Origin of the sequence: Cobetia sp. 2AS, assembly GCF_029846355.1 — a bacterium.
GTDB lineage: Bacteria > Pseudomonadota > Gammaproteobacteria > Pseudomonadales > Halomonadaceae > Cobetia > Cobetia amphilecti.
The window spans coordinates 350418-368106 of the sequence record NZ_JARWKQ010000003.1; the positions used below are offsets into that span (position 1 = coordinate 350418).

A 17689-nucleotide genomic window follows, 5' to 3' on the forward strand; every position below is an offset into this window, starting at 1 on the left:
ACGGCCACGATGGCCGGGTTGTCACTCCCAGCAGGATGCCCGCATGTTTACCGTTCTTCACGCCAATCACCTCGAGGACCTGCGCGATCTAGCCCTCAAGGTGATCAAGGCCGCGCCTCAGCCTCCGCTGGTGCCGGAAACCTTCCTCGTCCAGTCCAACGGCATGGCCCAGTGGCTGAGATTGTCATTGGCCGAGGCTGATGGCATCGCCGCCTCGGTGGATTTTCCACTGCCCTCAAGCTTCGTGTGGCGCGCCTATCGCGGGGTATTGGGCGGCGTGCTGGGCGACGAGATTCCGGAGCTGTCGCCCTTCGACAAGGGCCCGCTTGCCTGGCGTCTGCTGCGCCTGCTGCCGGGGCTGCTGGCCGATGAATCCCAGGCCGAATGCTATGCGCCGCTCAGGGATTACCTGTGTCGCGACGAGCGTGGCCAGCTGATCGAGGCGGTCGGTGAGGACGCATTGCCAGCGCTGCCCGAGGGTCCCGAGGCCGAACGTCAGCAGTGGCAGCTGGCTTGCCAGCTGGCGGACCTGTTCGATCAGTACCTCAACTATCGCCCCGAGTGGGTACGCAGTTGGGAGAGCGGGCTGGAAGACGACAACTTCCGGGATGCCTTCGCGCGTCAGCAGGCCGCAAGCGAGCTGCCGGCCAATCTGCTGCCCGACAACCTGCCGGACAGCCAGCAGTGGCAGCCGGCACTGTGGCGCGCGGTGCTGGCCGATGCGCCATCCAGCAGCCGCCAGCATCACCGCGCTGCCCTGCATGGTCGCTTCGTCGCGGCGGCGCGCGCGCTGGAAACGCTGCCTTCGACACGCCGTCACCCGCTGCCGCCACGCCTGTTCGTGTTCGGTATCTCGGCGTTGCCGGGCCAGACGCTGGATGCGCTGCATGCGCTGTCCGGGGTGATGGACATCTACCTGATGATCACCAATCCCTGTCGCCATTACTGGGGCGATATCGTCTCCGACCGCGAAGCCGTGCGGCGCAGTTCGCGAGCAGACAGCCAGCGCATGGACAGCGAGCGCCTCGCGCAACAGCGTGCCCGTCACCCCGAGGCGCCGGCGCTGATCGGGATGGCGGAGGAGGAGTTGCACCTCAAGGCCAACCCGCTGCTGGCAGGGCTTGGCGCACAGGGGCGTGACTTCATCGTCAGCCTGTATGAATTCGAGAGCGCGCTGTCGGGGCGTGACAGCGGCTTCGATCTCGAGCTGGACGTCTTCGTGCCGCGCATCAGCGAGGACACGCCACCCGAGCAGGCACCGCTGCTGCAGCAGATCCAGGACGAGATACTCGAACTGGTCCACCCCGGCGAGCGTGCGCTGGCTGAGGGCAGTCCGCGGTTGCTCGCGGCCGATGACGACTCCATCAGTCTGGTCAGCGCCCACTCGGCGCTGCGCGAGGTCGAGATCCTCCACGACCGCCTGCTGGCGGCCTTCGAGCGGGCCCATGACGCCGAGAAACGCGGCGAGGGCGAGCCGCTGCGGCCGCGCGACATCCTGGTGATGGTGCCCGACATCGACCGATATGCCCCCTATATCGAGGCGGTGTTCGGTCAGCTGCCGCCGGGCAATCCGCGCCATATTCCCTTCACCATCGCCGACCGCGTGGCCAGTCAGGCCAACCCGCTGCTCGGGCTGGTGCTGATGCTGCTGGAACTGCCGGAGCGTCGCCTCGGCGTCAGCGAGGTGCTGGATGCGCTGGATGTCGCCGCCTTCCGGCGTCGTTTCGCCATCGAGGAGGGCGAGCTCGAGCGTCTGCGGCGCTGGCTGGCCGACAGCGGCGTGCGCTGGGGACTTTCCGGCGAGCACCGTGAGCAGCTCGGCTTCATGCCCCTCGATGAGAACAGCTGGCGCTTCGGCCTCGAGCGCATGCTGCTGGGCTACGCCACCGGCTCCCCGGCGGCCGGCTCCCCGGCGGACGGGGCGCCGGGGGAACTTGGAGATGAGCGGAATGGCGCTCCGATGGACGATCTGATGGACGGCCTTGTCGACATGAACGGCCTGAGCTTCGACGGTGTGGTGCCCTTCGATGAAGTGGCCGGTCTCGAGGCCGAGCTGGCAGGCAAGGTCGGCGAGCTGATCGAGAGCCTGGATCGCTGGCGGCGCTGGCTGGATACCTCGCGTACGCCGGCGGACTGGGCCACCACGCTGCAGCGGCTGTGGGAGGAGAGCCTCAGCCCGGACAGCGCCGAGGAATTCGACATTCTGGCGCGTCTGCAGGCGGCGCTCTCGCGCCTCGACAAGGGCTGGCAGCAGGCCGGTTTCGAGGGCTGCCTGTCGCTCAAGGTGGTGCGCGAGGCGCTGCGCGGCGAGCTGGACAGCGGCGGTCTCGCCCAGCGCTTCCTCGCCGGGCGGGTCAACTTCGCCACCCTGATGCCGATGCGTGCGATTCCCTTCCGCGAAGTGCACCTGCTGGGCATGAACGATGGCGACTACCCGCGGGTGCGCATGCCGCAGGATTTCGATCTGATGGCCAGCCGCCCGCAGGCGGGCGACCGTTCACGCCGCGACGATGATCGCTACCTGTTCCTGGAGGCGCTGCTGGCGGCACGGGATCGCCTGTCGATCTCGTGGGTCGGGCGTGACCAGCGCGACAACGGCGAGCGGCCGCCCTCGGTGCTGGTCGGTGAACTGCTCGATTACATCGAGCTGGGCTGGGAGCCCGAGCAGCCGCACTCCGCCAAGCGTTCGCGCGAGGCGGCGCTGCGAGAGCGCCTGATCACCGAACACCCGCTGCAGCCGTTCTCGCGGCGCTATTTCCATGCCTCCCAGGCGGCGGTCATCGATCTGTTCAGCTATGACGCCAGCTGGTCGAGCCTGTATCGCGCGGCGGGGCAGGCTCAAGTGACTGAAACACTTCAGGAAAACCCAAGCAATGCCAGTCAGGTGAAAGCGGCGGCTGCGACTGCCTTGAAGCAGCTAGTGGAGCAGGCGCCGGAGTCCCATCTGCGCCTCGGCGCCGATTCGCTGGCGCGCTTCCTGCGCCGCCCCTGGCAGCTGGGGCTGGACCGCGTCGGCGTGCGCTTCCGCGATGCCGAGGTGCCGGATGAAGACAACGAACCCTTCGCCCCCGACGGGCTGGAGAACTTCACCCTGACTCGCGAGCTGCTGGACGCCGCGCTTGCCGGGCAGTCACTGCCGCTGGCCGCCGAACGTCTGCGCCGGGCCGGGCGGCTGCCGGCGCTGGGCTTTGCCGATGCCTTGATCGAACCGCGCCTCAAGCGTCTCGATCAGCAGTTGGCCAGTTGGCGTGACCAGCTCAGCGATGCCATCTCGCTACCGCCGCGCACCCTCGAGGTACCACTTATCATGCAGGATGAGGGCGGCGAGATGCTGCACGTGACCCTCACCACGCGCTTGATCAGCCGTCAGCAGCTGCGCGATGACGCCGAGGGCGAGAGCCGCCTGCTGGCCACGCTGGAGGCGACCCACTTCGGCACCCTCAAGCCCGGCAAGGAAGGGCGCTACAAGAAGCTCGGCAAGCCGCATCGTCTGCTGGCCGGCTACCTCGACTGGCTGATGGCCAACGCGCGTCCCGGCCTCGGGGAAGCGGCAGGCGATCAGGGCGCAAGCCGTGAAGGCTATCAGTGGCTTGCGGTGTTCGAGGACCGCTGGCTGCTGTTCCCCGCACTGCGCATCGAGCAGGCCGAGGCCGCGCTGCGCCATCTCGTCAAGGCCTATGCCCAGGGCTGGCAGGCGCCGCTGGCGGCCGCGCTGGAACTGGCGACCACCCTCTGGGAGGTGGTGGGCGAGGAGGATCGCAATGCCCTGTTCGGCGCACTCAAGGCGCAGGCCGCTGACGGCAGCGCAAACCTTGAGACGGCGCTGGCCGCCATTCACAAGCCCTGGCTTGCCGACAGCCTGACTCGTGCCATGGAAACCCGCTTCAGCGAAGACATCTTCAAGGGCCCCCAGGCGCTCAGGCGTCAGGAAGGCGCGCTGGGCGAGTTGTGGCCGGAGTTCGAGGCCTTTGCACAGGACGGCGGCGTGCTCAACAGTGTGCAGCTCTACCAGCCGCTGATCGAGAGCATGATCGGCGTGCGGCAGGGCATTCTCGGCGAACGCGCGGTGGAGCTTGCCACCGGGAAGGCGACGTCATGAGCGATACCGGAGTGGAAGACATGCGCGGTGTGGAGAGTGGCGTGAGGAGTGGCATCGCTCAGGACAAGGCAGCGGCAATGAGTGACGAGATGGATCAGAGCCAGCAGGGCCAGGCCCTCGATATTCCGACGCTGCCGCTGCTCGGACAGCACCTGATCGAGGCGAGTGCCGGCACCGGCAAGACCTTCACCCTCGCCGCGCTCTATGTGCGGCTGGTGCTCGGGCCCTTGCCCGGCCAGGACGCGGGCGTCTGCTATCCGCGCCCGCTGACGCCGCCGGAGATTCTGGTGGTGACCTTCACCGAAGCCGCCACCGCCGAGCTTAGAGACCGCATTCGGGCACGCCTCAAGCAGGCACGAGAGGCACTGCTGGAGCGTGCCAGTCCTGATCCGGTGCTGGCCGAGTTGCTCGCGCCGCTGCTGGCACCATCACCTGCCGAGGACTCAGCGCGCCTCAAGGCCGCGGCGGCACGGCGCCTCGATCAGGCCGCGCGCCTGATGGATGACGCCGCCATCTTCACCATCCACGGCTTCTGCCAGCGCATGCTCAGTCGACATGCCTTCGATGCCGGCGGACGCTTCGGCGCCGAGCTGTTGCAGGACGGCCAGTCGCTGCTGGCGCGCTGCGTCGAGGATTACTGGCGCTGCGAGTTCTATCCGCTGGCCCGCGAGTGGCAGGCGTTGATCCGTGGGCGCTGGGCCGGGCCTGACGCGCTGGGAGAAGAGCTGCGCGGCCTGCTGCGGGATGGCACGCCACGCCCGCTGTACCGCGACGGCGAATGTCTTGAGGCCCCGGACGACCTGAGCGAGCTGCTCGGCAATGCCGAACAGTGGCGTCAGCAGCAGGAGGCCGCCCGTCGCGCCGTCGAGGAAAGCTTCGATGAGGCGGCCATCCGCGCGCTGATGGGCGAGGCCTTCGCCAGCAAGGCCCTCAACGGCAACAGCTACAAGAAAGCCGAGCTCGAGCCTCGCCTGGCGGCGACGGCCGCCTGGCTGGCCAGCGGCGAGCACGACTTCGCCGCCGACATGCTCGACAGCAAGAAGCTGTGCTGGCTGAGTCAGGCCAAGCTCGAGAAGGGCACCAAGAAGAACTGCCAGACGCCGCGCCATCCCTTCTTCGCGGCGCTGGACATGCTGGCCGAGGTGCCCGCCCCGGACGCCGTACTGCTGGATCAGGTCGCCGTGCATGCGCGTGACAGCGTCGCCCGCGCCCTGATCTGCGAGAAGCGCCGCCTCGGGCTGTGGGAATTCTCGGACCTGCTCAATGATCTCGATCACGCACTGGACCCGACGCTCAATGGCGAGGCCAGCCAGCGTCTGGCGCGCCAGATCCGTCAGGAGCTGCCGGTGGCGATGATCGACGAATTCCAGGACACCGACCCGGTCCAGTACCGCATCTTCCGGCGCATCTATCCGCAGACGGCGGGCGATGGCCCGACCGACGACGATGCCCTCGGCAACGATGCCGTCAATGGCAATGCTGGCGAGGCGCCCAGCACGCTGTTGATGATCGGTGACCCCAAGCAGGCCATCTACGCCTTCCGCGGTGCCGATATCGACACCTATCTGGCGGCGCGCAAGGTCACCAGCTCGCGCTTTACCCTGCCGCGCAACTTCCGCTCCAGCGCCGCGATGGTGTCCGCGGTGAATGCCCTGTTCGCCCAGCATCAGGCGCCCTTCGGCAGTGAGGACATTCCCTTCCAGCCGGTCGAGGCCCAGGGCACGCGCACCCGGCTGGTGCTGCGTCATGCGGATGGTCGCGAAGAGGCCGCCTGCGCGCTGAATCTGTGGTGGGCCAGCGGTGAGCGCCTAAGCGCCGATGACCACCGCCGCGCCATGAGTGGTGCCTGTCGCGCTCAGATCCAGGCCTTGCTGGAAGGACAGCAGCGTCTGGCGGCGGGCGAGCCGGGGCTGGTGTTCATGGACGAAGGGGATGCGACGCCACGTGGCGTGGCCGCCAGCGATATCGCCGTGCTGGTGCGCAATGGCCGTGAGGCCGCGGCGGTGCGTGGCGCGCTGGCCGAAGGCGGCATCCGCAGCGTCTATCTGAGCGAGAAGAGCTCGGTATTCGACACGCCGGAGGCCTTCGAACTGCTGCAGCTGTTCGAGGCCGTGGCCCATCCGCGTGATGACCGCCGTCTGCGCGCGGCGCTGGCGACGCGGCTGCTGGCCGAGGATCTCTCGCTGGTCGAACGCCTCGCGGTGGATGAGCTGGCCTGGGAGCGTGAGGTCGAGCGCTTCGATGGCTATCACCGCGACTGGCAGCGGCGTGGCGTGCTGCCGATGCTGCGCGGCGTGATGCGTGACTTCCGGGTCGGAGAGCGGTTGGCGGCGCGCGCCGGGGGCGAGCGCGCCCTGACGGACGTGCTGCACCTTGGCGAGCTGGCCCAGAATGCCGCCCAGCGCCTCGATGGCGAGCAGGCGTTGCTGCGCTGGTGGCATCAGGCGCTGGAATCCGGTCATGAAGCGCTGGATAGCGACAGCCTCAGTCAGCGGCTGGAAAGTGATGAGGGGCTGGTGCGCGTCGTCACCATCCACAAGTCCAAGGGGCTTGAGTATCCCATCGTGCTGTTGCCGTTCATGGCCAGCTTCCGCGCGGCCGAGCCGGACAGGAATTTCGGCCTGCTGACCCTCAAGCAGCGCTGGCTGGCTTCGGCTGACGTGGAAGGTGATGACGAGGGAGGCGCTGACGAGGAAGTGCCTGCTCACAGAGTCGATCAGGAGGATGACGCTCTCGATGACAGCATCCTGGTCAAGAAGCCCTCCAGGGAGGCCATCGCGGCGGCTGACCATGCACGGCTGATGGAAGATGTGCGTCTGCTCTACGTGGCGCTGACGCGCCCCAAGTTCGCCGGCTGGCTGGGGCTGGCGCCCATCGGCAAGGGCGGTTTCAGCAAGCAGCTCAGTCTGCCGTCCACCGCCGTCGGCTACCTGCTCGGCCTGAGTGACACTCCGGATATCGAGGCCAGCGCCATCGAGGCCGCGCTGCATGGCTGGTGTGATCAGCAGTCTGCCGGCCTGGCACGCGTTTCCGGCCTGCCCACGCCAGTAGGCCACGAATATCAGCCCCCGGCGGAGCGCGATCAGCACTTCCACGGCGCGCGCCACTTCGCGGGCGGTATCGAGGATGACTGGTGGATCGCCTCCTACACCGCCTTGCTCACCGATGCCCGTCAGGTGACGGCGGCGCTGGAAGACACCGCCGATGCCGCGGATGACCGCGTGCCCGAGGGCGCCACCGAGATCGCGCTGGAAGAAGGCGAGCAGGGCCTGACACGCCCGGACCGCGAGGTGGCAGGACAGTCCGGCCCGCTGCTGGCCGGCGGCCTGCCGATGACGGTGGGCGAGATCCATCTGCATGATTTCCCGCGCGGACCGCGCCCAGGGACCTTCCTGCATGGCCTGCTGGAAGCGGTGGACCTCGATCGCCTCGGCGCGGATGACTATCGCGGCGAGCTTGAGCGGCTGGTGGGCTCGCGGCTGCATTTCGGTGGCTTCGATGCCAGCTGGCAGCCGCGCCTCACCGACTGGCTGGAACAGGCGCTGACCCGCCCGCTGCAGGGCTTCGAGGGCGAGCCTATCCTGCTCAACCGGCTGGAGGCCTGGCTGCCGGAGCTGGAATTCTGGCTGCCGGCCGTGCACGCACGCAGTCTGCCGCTGGATGCCGTGGTCACTGCGCTGGAACCGTTGCCGCGCTCGCGGCCCAGGCTCGCGCCACGCCGCATGCACGGCATGCTCAAGGGCTTCATCGACCTGACCTTCCAGTCCGGCGGGCGCTGGTACGTGCTGGACTGGAAATCCAACTATCTGGGCGAGCGCCCCGAGGACTACCTCGGCGAGTCACTGGCCCGCGCGATGGTCGAGCACCGCTACGACCTGCAATACGTGCTCTACACCCTCGCGCTGCATCGCCTGCTCAAGGCGCGCCTCGGTGAGGACTACGATTACGAGCGCTGCATGGGCGGGGTGCTGTATGTCTTCCTGCGCGGCCTGGATGCCGGCGGTGATTCACCCGCGCTTGCGGTGGACGCCGAGGGGGAGACGCCCGGCGTGTTCCAACGCAGGCCATCACAGGCGCTGATCGAGGCGTTGGATCTCTGGCTGGGCGGCGACAGCTCCGCATTGGATAGCCTGCTCCTCAACACCACCGACACCTCGCCACTCACCCAAAGCGGCCAGCAGGGAGCCTTCGATGTCTGACACCATGTCTGTGCCAACGCAGCAGCTCAGCGCTGCCTCTGACGCCCCGACTGCCGACACCCTGCTCGCCACGCTCGGCCTGTGGGTGGAGCTGGGCTGGCTTAGGCGCGTCGATGCCCATCTGGTGCGCTTCATGGCGCGCCATGTGCCGGAGGCCCCGGCCAGCGTACTGCTGGCGGCCGCGCTGGCCAGCCATCAGCTGGGGCGCGGGCATGTGTGCCTGTCGCTGTCGCGGGCGCTGGCCGAGCCACGTGCGACCCTGTCGCTGCCGCCGCTGGAGCAGTCCGAGGCGCATCTGGCCGAGGTCAGCGTAGCCCTGCCGGAGGCCTTCCTGGCGGATCTCGATGCCGGCCGCTGGGCCGAGCAACTGGCGGCATCGCGGCTGGTCAGCGTGCTGGCGCAGGCCGATTCCCCGGCAGGCCATCTGCCGCTGCGCCCGCTGGTGCTGGTGGGCGAGCGCCTCTATCTGCGCCGTTACTGGCAGGCCGAGCGTGAAGTCGCGGCGGGGTTGCGTGCGCGGATGGGGCCGAGCGAGGAGGGCGAGACACGGGTCAGTGATGCGCTGGGCGAGCGTCTGCGCGAGCTGTTCGCCAGCAATCGGCCGGACCCACACGGCGAGCCGGACTGGCAGAAGCTGGCCTGCGCCCTGGCGTTGCGTCAGCGCCTGACGGTGATTTCCGGCGGCCCCGGTACCGGCAAGACCACCACCGTCACGCGCCTGTTGGCGTTGTTGCAGGCTCAGGCGCTGGCGGGTGGCGCTGACGGTGCAGAGGGCGAGGTGGAGAGCGCTGAGACAGGCCATCCGCACGAGCGGCGGGCGCTGGATATCCGCCTGGTCGCCCCGACCGGCAAGGCGGCGGCGCGACTGTCGGAGTCGATCCGAGGGGCGGTGGCGAAGCTCGAGGTGCCAGACGCGGTACGCGCCGCCATCCCGCGCGAGGCAAGCACCGTGCACCGCCTGCTGGGCGCACGTCCGGATTCGCGCCACTTCCGCCATCACGCCGGCAACCCGCTGGCGCTGGATCTGCTGGTGGTGGATGAAGCCTCGATGGTCGATCTCGACCTGATGGCGGCGCTGCTCGGCGCGCTGCCCGCCCACACCCGCCTGATTCTGCTTGGCGACAAGGACCAGCTGGCCTCGGTGGAAGCCGGCGCCGTGCTGGGCGATCTCTGCGAGCATGCGTTGCCGCCGCGCTACTCACCGGCGCTGTGTGCCGACTTGAGCCGCCTGACCGGCGAAACGCTGGAGCAGGCCATCGCCGCGCCCGAGGCGGATGAGAGTCAGCCCGCTGGTGAGAGTCAGGACGCCCCGCAAGCCTTGAGCGCGACAGCGACACGCGGCCGACTTGCCGATCACGTGGTGGTGCTGCAGAAGAGCTATCGCTTCTCTGCCGACAGTGGCATCGGCGCCCTGGCACGCGCCAGCAACGCCGGGGATCGTCAGGCGCTGCGCGATGTCTGGAAGGCCGGTTATCGCGACATCGCCTGGCTCAAGCTCAGTGGCCCGGAGGACCGCGATCTCGAGAAGCTGGTGGTCAATGGCTACCGCCCGGCGCTGGAGGCCGTGCGTGAGCGGCGCCCGGCGCGTGAGGTGATCGACCTGTTGCTCGAGTTCCAGCTGCTGTGCGCGCTGCGCCGTGGCCCCTATGGCGTCGATGGCCTCAACCAGCGCGTGGCGCGGGTGCTGATGCGGCGCGGCCTGATCGCCGACGAGCGCGGCTGGTACGCCGGTCGCCCGGTGATGGTGACGCGCAACGACCGCGCGCTGGGGCTCTACAACGGTGATGTCGGCATCACCCTGCCGGACCCCGCCGCCGGCGGGCGCCTGCGCGTGTTCTTCCCGGTCGAGGAGGAGGCGACGCCAGACACCGAGCGTGATGGGCAGGACACCGACATCCAGCGCTTTCACCGTGGCGTGCGCGCGGTATTGCCATCACGCCTCGAGGCGGTGGAGACCGTCTTCGCGATGACGGTCCACAAGTCGCAGGGTTCCGAGTTCCGCCATGTGTTATTCGTGTTGCCTGAGGGCGCCAACCCGATTCTGACCCGCGAGCTGGTATACACCGGCATCACGCGGGCCAAGTCGCGGGTCACGCTGGCGGGAACCCGCCGCGAGACGCTGGAAGGCGCCATTGAACGACGCGTGGTGAGAGCCAGCGGGCTGGTGCTCTAGGCCGGACACCGACGGATGATCGTCATCTCCGGCTCCGCCGCGCTCGACGGGAGGAGGGGACATGACGGACGTCAGCAGTCGCGTGAGGGAATGGGCGCAGCCACAGAGCGAGATGCATGCCGTGGCGCTGGCCACGGCAGCCAGCCAGCTCAAGGACCCGCAGGCGGCGGTGGCCGAGCTGGCCCGAACGCTTGATCTGGCGCTGAGGAGTCGCGAACGGCTCGGCGGGGTTCTGTTCTTCTGCTCGGCGGATTATCCGCTGGCGGCACTGGGCCAGGCGCTGGCCGCCACCTTCGGCGAGGTGCCGGTGAGCGGCTGCACCACCGCCGGCGAGATCACGCCCGCGGGCTATGCGCGCGGCTCCATCACCGCCATCGGCCTTGCGCGCAGTGACTTCGCGCTGGCGCAGGTGCTGATCGATGATCTGAGCGGCTTCGATCTTCCGCGTGCCCAGGCGCTGAGTGACGAGCTGCTGGCACGCTGTCGCGAGCAGGCCGTGGCGCCGGTGATGGGCAACAGCTTCGCGCTGACGCTGCTCGACGGGCTCTCGAGCAGCGAGGAGCAGGTGCTGGCGACGCTGGATGCGGCGCTGGGCAGCATTCCCGCCTTCGGTGGCTCCGCCGGGGATGACAATCGCCTGTCGCACACCTATGTCTACGCCGATGGCGTCTTTCATGATCAGGCGGCGGTCGTGGTGGTGGTCAATACGCGGCTGCCGTTCGAGGTCATCAGCACCCATCACCTCACGCCGCTGGCCGACAAGCTGGTGGTGACGGCGGTGGATCGCGATTCGCGCCGCGTGCTGGAGCTGAATGCCGAACCCGCCGCCGAGGAGTACGCCAGGCTGGCCGGCGTTGCGCCCGAGGCGCTGGAGGAGGCGGTCTTCGCGCGTTGTCCGCTGGCGGTGCGCATCGGCGAGGCGCATTACGTGCGTTCCATCCAGCGCGTGAATGATGATGCCAGCCTGAGTTTCTACTGCGCGGTGGAGACCGGCATCGTGCTCACCGCCATGCAGGCCACGCCGATTCTCGAGCAGCTCGAGCAGCGTCTGGCCGAGGTGGAGGTGCGCCTGGGGCCGCCCGCGCTGACCATCGGCTGCGACTGCTTCCTGCGGCGCATGGAGATCGAGGCGCTGGCACTGGAGGATGAGGCCTCGCGCATGCTCAAGCGGCACCGGGTGATCGGCTTCAATACCTATGGTGAGCAGCACCACGGCATGCTCATCAACCAGACCTTCACCGGTGTGGTGATCGGCCAGCGCCGCTCGGTTGCCGACGGCACGGGAGGAGAGGATGTCGCCTGATACGCCGCTGACCGAGCAGGGTTTTCTGTCCGAGCCGGACGCTCAAAGCGCCGAACTCGCCTCCCTCAAGGCGCGCAATCGCCAGCTGGAGAAGATCAACGCTGCGCTGATCGAGCGGGTCGAATCCAGCAGTCCTTCACCGAGCGCGCCCTACGCCGCCTTCGAACATGCGGTGCTGCTGGCGGATCAGGTGCGTGAGCGTACCGATGCCCTGCATCGCACCCTCGATGAGCTGGGGGCACTCAATCGACGCCTCACCGCCGCCAAGGCCGCCGCCGAGGCGGCCAACCACTCCAAGACCCGCTTTCTCGCCGCCATCAGTCATGATCTGCTGCAACCCTTGAATGCCGCTCGGCTGTTCGCCAGCGCCCTGGAAGAGCAACTGGCGCGGCTGGCGCTGGATGCTTCCCTGCCGGGTGATGCCATTTCTGACATCATGCCGGGCGACGCTTCACAGGGCGTCTCCACGCCCGGCGAGCTGGTGGCGCGGCTGGGGCGCTCGCTGTCAGATGTCGAGAGTCTGCTGGGCACGCTGGTCGATATCTCGCGGCTGGATGCCGGCGTACTGACGGCGGATGTCGCCGTCTTCCCGGTGCGTGAGCTTCTGGATGTGCTCGCCGAGGAATATCGTCAACTGGGCGCTGCCCGTGGGCTCGAGCTGCATTACGTGGCCAGTCATCTGAGTATCGAGTCGGACCTGCAATTGCTGGCGCGGGTGGTACGCAACTTTCTTTGCAATGCGCTGCGCCATGTGCCGGATGGCTCGACGCGCGGGCGGGTGCTGCTGGGGTGTCGGCGCCGCGGTGACTGGCTGGAGATCACCGTGGCCGACAACGGCCCCGGCATCGCCGAGCATCAGCGCGAGGTGGTCTTCCAGGAATTCCGACGTCTGGCGCCGCGCCAGGACAACGAGCAGCGCGGCCTCGGGCTGGGGCTGGCGATCGTCAAGCGCATCACCGGCCTGCTGGAGCACCCCCTGTCGCTGACCAGCACGCCGGGGCGCGGCGCCGCCTTCGCGGTCCGCGTGCCGATTCGGCAGCCTGCCAGCGTAGTGGGCCCGGCGGCTGACGCGACTTCTCCCGGCCAGCCTTGCGCGTCACCGCTCGCGCAGCCGCTGCTCGATACCGTTATCTGGGTGGTCGAGGATGATCGGGAGGTATGTGCCGGCATGCAGTCATTGCTCGGGGGCTGGGGCGCGAGTGTCCACTGCGCCGATGATGCCGAGGTGCTGTTGCAGCAGGCCGTGGCCGCGCCGCAGGTCTTGATCGTCGATCATCAGCTGGGCGAAGGGCAGCCCGATGGCCTCAAGCAGGCGCAACGCCTGCAACAACGCTGGCCGGGCTTGCCGGTGGTGGTGATCAGTGCGGACCACTCGGCGCCGCTCAAGGCCAGGGCGCGCGCGCTCGGTTTCGGGTTTCTGCTCAAGCCGGTCAAGCCGCTGCGCCTGCGCCAGTTGCTGGTCAATTGTCGCTAGCCGCGCGCAGGAGGGCTGGAAGAGATTCTGGAAGGGGGGAGAAAGAGAAGCTGGAAAGGGGACTAGGGAGGGGGTGAAAAAGACAATGGCAAATAGGCGTCCGCCACGGGGGTGATTGAAGGAGCCTATCGGGCACCACGCTTATTTTTAATGAGAATCAATGGCATTTGGCGTGTATGCTGGTCATATAGCCTCCCGCATATTTCTTTATCTGTTCGCGGGTCATTGATCTGGCAGGTTTTCCCCCCATGCTGAATGTCATGTCCGATAAATCCGTACGTCATGCCGCAAGCATGTCACTGGGTAGCGAAGGCGACGCCTCTGCTGCCGGTGGTGCGCACACAGTTTCCCCTGTCCGTCTCGCTGGCCGCCTGCGCCGCGCCTTGCCATTCCTCGGCCCGGCGATGATCGCCGCCGTCGCCTATATCGACCCGGGCAACTTCGCGACCAACATCGAGGCCGGCTCCCGCTATGGCTACACCCTGCTGTGGGTGGTGCTGTGGGCCAACCTGATGGCGATGTTGATCCAGACCCTGTCCGCGCGGCTGGGGCTGGCGACCGGCAAGAATCTGGCCGAGGTCATCCGTGAACGCTTCCCGCGTCCGGTGGTGTGGGCCTTCTGGGTGCAGGCTGAGATCGTCGCCATCGCGACCGATCTGGCCGAATTCCTGGGGGCGGCGCTGGCCTTCAATCTGCTGTTCGGGCTCAGCATGCTGGAAGGGGCGCTGCTGACCGGCGCCATCACCTATGCGGTGCTGGTGATGCAGCGTTTCGGCTTCCGCATGATGGAAATGATCATCGGCGCGATGATTCTGGCGGTCTCGGCGGGCTTCCTGCTCGAGATCATTCTCAGTCGTCCGCCGGTGGAGCCGATCATCTACGGTCTGCTGACCCCGAACTTCCCGGATAGCCATGCCATCTTCCTGGCGGCCGGTATCCTCGGTGCCACCGTGATGCCCCACGTCATCTACCTGCATTCCGCGCTGTCCCAGAATCGCATCCGAGTGCGTGACAGCGGTCAGCGCCGTCGCGTGATGGGCTACTACCGGCTGGATGTCATCATCGGCATGGCGCTGGCCGGCTTGATCAACATGGCGATGCTGGTGCTGGCCGCCAAGGTCTTCCACGGCAACGGCGAGACCGGCGTGGCCTCCATCACCGAGAGCTACAAGCTGCTGTCGCCGCTGATGGGTCAGGATGCGGCAAGTCTCATCTTCGGCTTCACGCTGCTGCTGGCGGGGCTGTCCTCATCCATCGTCGGCACCCTGTCCGGTCAGGTGGTGATGCAGGGCTTCGTCAACTTCCGCATACCGATGTGGCTGCGCCGCGTGATCACCATGGCACCGGCCATCGCCATCATCCTGATGGAGTTGCCGGAGCAGCAGGTGCTGGTCGCAAGCCAGGTGGTACTCAGCTTCGGGATTCCCTTCGCGCTGGTGCCGCTGTTGATGTTCACCGCCAACCGCCGCCTGATGGGCGACCTGGTCAATCGTCACTGGGTGACGGCCATCGGGGTGCTGGTCGCGGCGATCATCATCCTGCTCAATGGCTATGTGCTGGTCGGCGAGCTGATGTAGGCTCCATGCTTTATGCCCCAGTTCCCATGCCCTTGTGAGAGGTAAAAACCCTGCCGGTGGCAGGCCCTCGCAACGCCCCGCTGTGCGCCTCATTCGTGAGCGCCCCGGCGGGGCGTTGTGCGTTGTGGGGCGGCAGGGGGAGCGCTCGCGCCAGACACGGCAGGCAGGGAGTGGCTGGCCAGCAGAATCGCCTGTACCCGGCTGGCGACCCCCAGCTTGTGCAGGATGGCGGAGACATGCGACTTGACGGTGGTTTCCGCCACGCCCAGCTGCCAGGCGATCATCTTGTTGGATTCGCCCAGCACCATGCGCTCCAGCACGCCGCGCTGCTTGGTGGTGAGGGTCTGCCAGCGCTGCGCGAATTCCGCCTCGCTGAGGCTCGGCGCAAGTTGAGGCGCTGGCGGTGGCACTGGTGATGAGGCCGATACTGAGGCTGAGGAGGAAGCCGCCTGGCTCGCCAGCGCCGGACGCGGGGCGGCGCGCATCAGCCGAGCGGGCACATAGACCTCACCGGCCAGCATGCGCGCAAGCGCCTCGCGCAATACCTCCGCCGAGCTCGATTTGGAGAGATAGCCCACCGCGCCGAGTGCCAAGGCTTCCAGCACCGTCTCGCGCGCCTCGTGGGCGGAGAGAATCGCCACCGGTAGCCAGTCTGCCTCCTGGCGCAAGCGCGTCAGGCCTTCCAGGCCGTGGCTGTCGGGCAGGTCGAGATCCAGCAGCAGCAGGTCGAGGCTATCGGCATGCGCGTCGATGAGGCTGAGCGTCTCGGCGAGACTGGCGGCCTGCAGCAGCTCGTAGGGCGGCGTGGGGTCATCGGCGACGCTCAGACTCAGGGTACGACTGATGGCATCACGGAACAGCGGATGGTCATCCGCGATCAACAGACGGTACATGGAGGCTCCTGGCCGGTGGCGGGCGATATCCTGAGCATAACGTCATGGCGTGGTGTCGTGCCTTGCGGCCTTCGCGGTATGGCGGCGTTCGTTTCTCCTTCCTTTTCTCCTCCCAAGGGATGAGACGGTCTCCGCCCATGGGGGCATGTCGCGATTGGCGTCGGTGGTCAAGACTGTGAGAGTCGCCTGATCAAGTACCTCTTGATGGATCGGGCAGCGGGTCAGCGCCAACGGGGCCACTGCAGAAGGGCCAACACAGGCGTTTCGCTGACACGACAACGACTTCTCAGCAGCGACAACGACTTCTCAGCAACGATAACGACTTTTCAGTAACGACAACGACTTCGCAGCAACGACAACAACAGGCCGTCGATCACGAGCGCCACTCGTGAATCCGGCCAACAGGAGTTCGCCATGATCTACGCCTCCCCGGGCAGCGCCGATGCGCTGGTCACGTTCAAGGATATCTACGGCAACTATATCGGCGGTCGCTTCGTCGAGCCGGTGAAGGGTGAGTACTTCGACAATGTCAGCCCGGTGACGGGCGAGGCCTTCTGCCGTATCCCGCGTTCGAGTGCGGTGGATATCGACCTCGCGCTGGACGCCGCCCACAAGGCAGCCGCTGCCTGGGGCAAGACCTCGGTGCAGGAGCGCTCCAACATCCTGCTCAAGATCGCGGATCGCATCGAGCAGAACCTCGAGATGCTGGCCGTCGCCGAGACCTGGGACAACGGCAAGGCGGTGCGCGAGACGCTGAACGCCGATATTCCGCTGGCGGCGGACCACTTCCGTTACTTCGCCGGTTGCCTGCGCTCCCAGGAAGGCACCGCAGCGGATATCGACGCCAATACCGTCTCCTATCACTTCCATGAGCCGCTGGGCGTGGTCGGGCAGATCATCCCGTGGAACTTCCCGATCCTGATGGCGGCCTGGAAGCTCGGCCCGGCGCTGGCGGCCGGCAACTGCGTGGTGCTCAAGCCGGCGGAACAGACCCCGGCCTCGATTCTGGTGCTCGCGGAGCTGGTCGGCGATCTGCTGCCGGCGGGCGTGCTCAATATCGTCAACGGCTACGGGGCCGAGGCCGGTCAGGCGCTGGCCACCAGCAAGCGCATCGCCAAGATCGCCTTCACCGGCTCCACTCCCGTGGGCTCGCACATTCTCAAGTGCGCGGCCGATAGCATCATCCCCTCCACGGTGGAGCTGGGCGGCAAGTCACCCAACATCTACTTCGCCGACATCATGAATGCCGAACCCGAGTTCATCGACAAGGCCGCCGAAGGCTTGGTGCTGGCGTTCTTCAATCAGGGCGAGGTGTGCACCTGCCCGTCACGCGCCCTGATCCAGGAAAGCATCTACGACGACTTCATGGCCCGGGTGATGGAGCGCGTGAAGACCATCAAGCGCGGCAACCCGCTGGACACCGACGTGCAGGTCGGCGCCCAGGCTTCCCGCGAGCAGTTCGACAAGATCATGTCCTACATGGATGTCGCCCGTGAGGAAGGCGCCGAGGTGCTCACCGGCGGCAGCAGCGAGCAGCTGGAGAACGAGCTGGCCAACGGCTATTACATCCAGCCGACCCTGCTCAAGGGCAACAACTCCATGCGTGTCTTCCAGGAAGAGATCTTCGGGCCGGTGGTGGCCGTCACCACCTTCCGTGACGAGGCCGAGGCACTGGCCATCGCCAATGACACCGAATTCGGTCTCGGCGCCGGCGTCTGGAGCCGCGACATGAACGTCGCCTTCCGCATGGGGCGCGGCATCCAGGCCGGTCGCGTGTGGACCAACTGCTACCACCAGTATCCCGCCCATGCCGCCTTCGGTGGCTACAAGAAATCCGGTGTCGGTCGCGAGACCCACAAGATGGCACTGGAGCACTACCAGCAGACCAAGAACCTGCTGGTCAGCTACGACATCAATCCGCTCGGCTTCTTCTAGGCCTGGCTGGCAGCGTCACCGCGACCGGTGGCGCTG

8 protein-coding genes are annotated in these 17689 nt (G+C 67.2%); 7 read left to right on the forward strand and 1 reads right to left on the reverse strand.

From position 1 onward, the window contains the following. Positions 1 to 43: 43 nt before the first annotated feature. The 6 genes from recC (at position 44) to QD356_RS11380 (ending at position 14825) form a co-directional block, all read left to right on the forward strand. Positions 44 to 4099, forward strand: coding sequence for an exodeoxyribonuclease V subunit gamma (gene recC / locus QD356_RS11355; RefSeq protein ID WP_192838570.1), 4056 nt, complete (start codon positions 44 to 46; stop codon positions 4097 to 4099). After that, positions 4096 to 8298 (forward strand): exodeoxyribonuclease V subunit beta, encoded by a 4203-nt coding sequence (gene recB / locus QD356_RS11360; protein WP_192838569.1) that lies wholly within the window; start codon positions 4096 to 4098, stop codon positions 8296 to 8298. Before recC ends, recB begins: the two co-directional genes overlap by 4 nt. Then, positions 8291 to 10471, forward strand: coding sequence for an exodeoxyribonuclease V subunit alpha (recD, locus tag QD356_RS11365; protein WP_192838568.1), 2181 nt, complete (start codon positions 8291 to 8293; stop codon positions 10469 to 10471). Before recB ends, recD begins: the two co-directional genes overlap by 8 nt. Before the next feature lie 112 nt (positions 10472 to 10583). Next, complete coding sequence (nosP, locus tag QD356_RS11370; protein WP_192838714.1) at positions 10584 to 11774, forward strand: nitric oxide-sensing protein NosP; 1191 nt, start codon at positions 10584 to 10586, stop codon at positions 11772 to 11774. Then, the gene (locus tag QD356_RS11375; RefSeq protein WP_192838567.1) at positions 11764 to 13248 is read left to right on the forward strand and encodes a hybrid sensor histidine kinase/response regulator; all 1485 of its coding nucleotides are present in this window, start codon (positions 11764 to 11766) and stop codon (positions 13246 to 13248) included. Before nosP ends, QD356_RS11375 begins: the two co-directional genes overlap by 11 nt. 260 nt (positions 13249 to 13508) lie before the next feature. Continuing rightward, the gene (locus QD356_RS11380; RefSeq protein ID WP_225996511.1) at positions 13509 to 14825 is read left to right on the forward strand and encodes an Nramp family divalent metal transporter; all 1317 of its coding nucleotides are present in this window, start codon (positions 13509 to 13511) and stop codon (positions 14823 to 14825) included. Between the two features lie 89 nt (positions 14826 to 14914). Here QD356_RS11380 and QD356_RS11385 read toward each other — a convergent pair whose 3' ends face one another. Then, the gene (locus tag QD356_RS11385; RefSeq protein ID WP_192838566.1) at positions 14915 to 15718 is read right to left on the reverse strand and encodes a response regulator transcription factor; all 804 of its coding nucleotides are present in this window, start codon (positions 15716 to 15718) and stop codon (positions 14915 to 14917) included. A 414-nt stretch (positions 15719 to 16132) separates the two neighbouring features. On the opposite strand from QD356_RS11385, the gene QD356_RS11390 reads away from it, so the two are divergent. Beyond that, complete coding sequence (locus tag QD356_RS11390; protein ID WP_192838565.1) at positions 16133 to 17653, forward strand: aldehyde dehydrogenase family protein; 1521 nt, start codon at positions 16133 to 16135, stop codon at positions 17651 to 17653. Positions 17654 to 17689 lie beyond the last annotated feature (36 nt).

What these genes read in the sequence shown, in the direction of transcription:
- QD356_RS11385 (WP_192838566.1), bottom strand. Translation starts at nt 15,718, where the DNA reads ATGTACCGTCTGTTGATCGCGGATGACCATCCGCTGTTCCGTGATGCC.
- nosP (WP_192838714.1), top strand. Translation starts at nt 10,584, where the DNA reads ATGCATGCCGTGGCGCTGGCCACGGCAGCCAGCCAGCTCAAGGACCCG.
- recC (WP_192838570.1), top strand. Translation starts at nt 44, where the DNA reads ATGTTTACCGTTCTTCACGCCAATCACCTCGAGGACCTGCGCGATCTA.
- recB (WP_192838569.1), top strand. Translation starts at nt 4,096, where the DNA reads ATGAGCGATACCGGAGTGGAAGACATGCGCGGTGTGGAGAGTGGCGTG.
- QD356_RS11390 (WP_192838565.1), top strand. Translation starts at nt 16,133, where the DNA reads ATGATCTACGCCTCCCCGGGCAGCGCCGATGCGCTGGTCACGTTCAAG.
- QD356_RS11375 (WP_192838567.1), top strand. Translation starts at nt 11,764, where the DNA reads ATGTCGCCTGATACGCCGCTGACCGAGCAGGGTTTTCTGTCCGAGCCG.
- QD356_RS11380 (WP_225996511.1), top strand. Translation starts at nt 13,509, where the DNA reads ATGTCCGATAAATCCGTACGTCATGCCGCAAGCATGTCACTGGGTAGC.
- recD (WP_192838568.1), top strand. Translation starts at nt 8,291, where the DNA reads ATGTCTGACACCATGTCTGTGCCAACGCAGCAGCTCAGCGCTGCCTCT.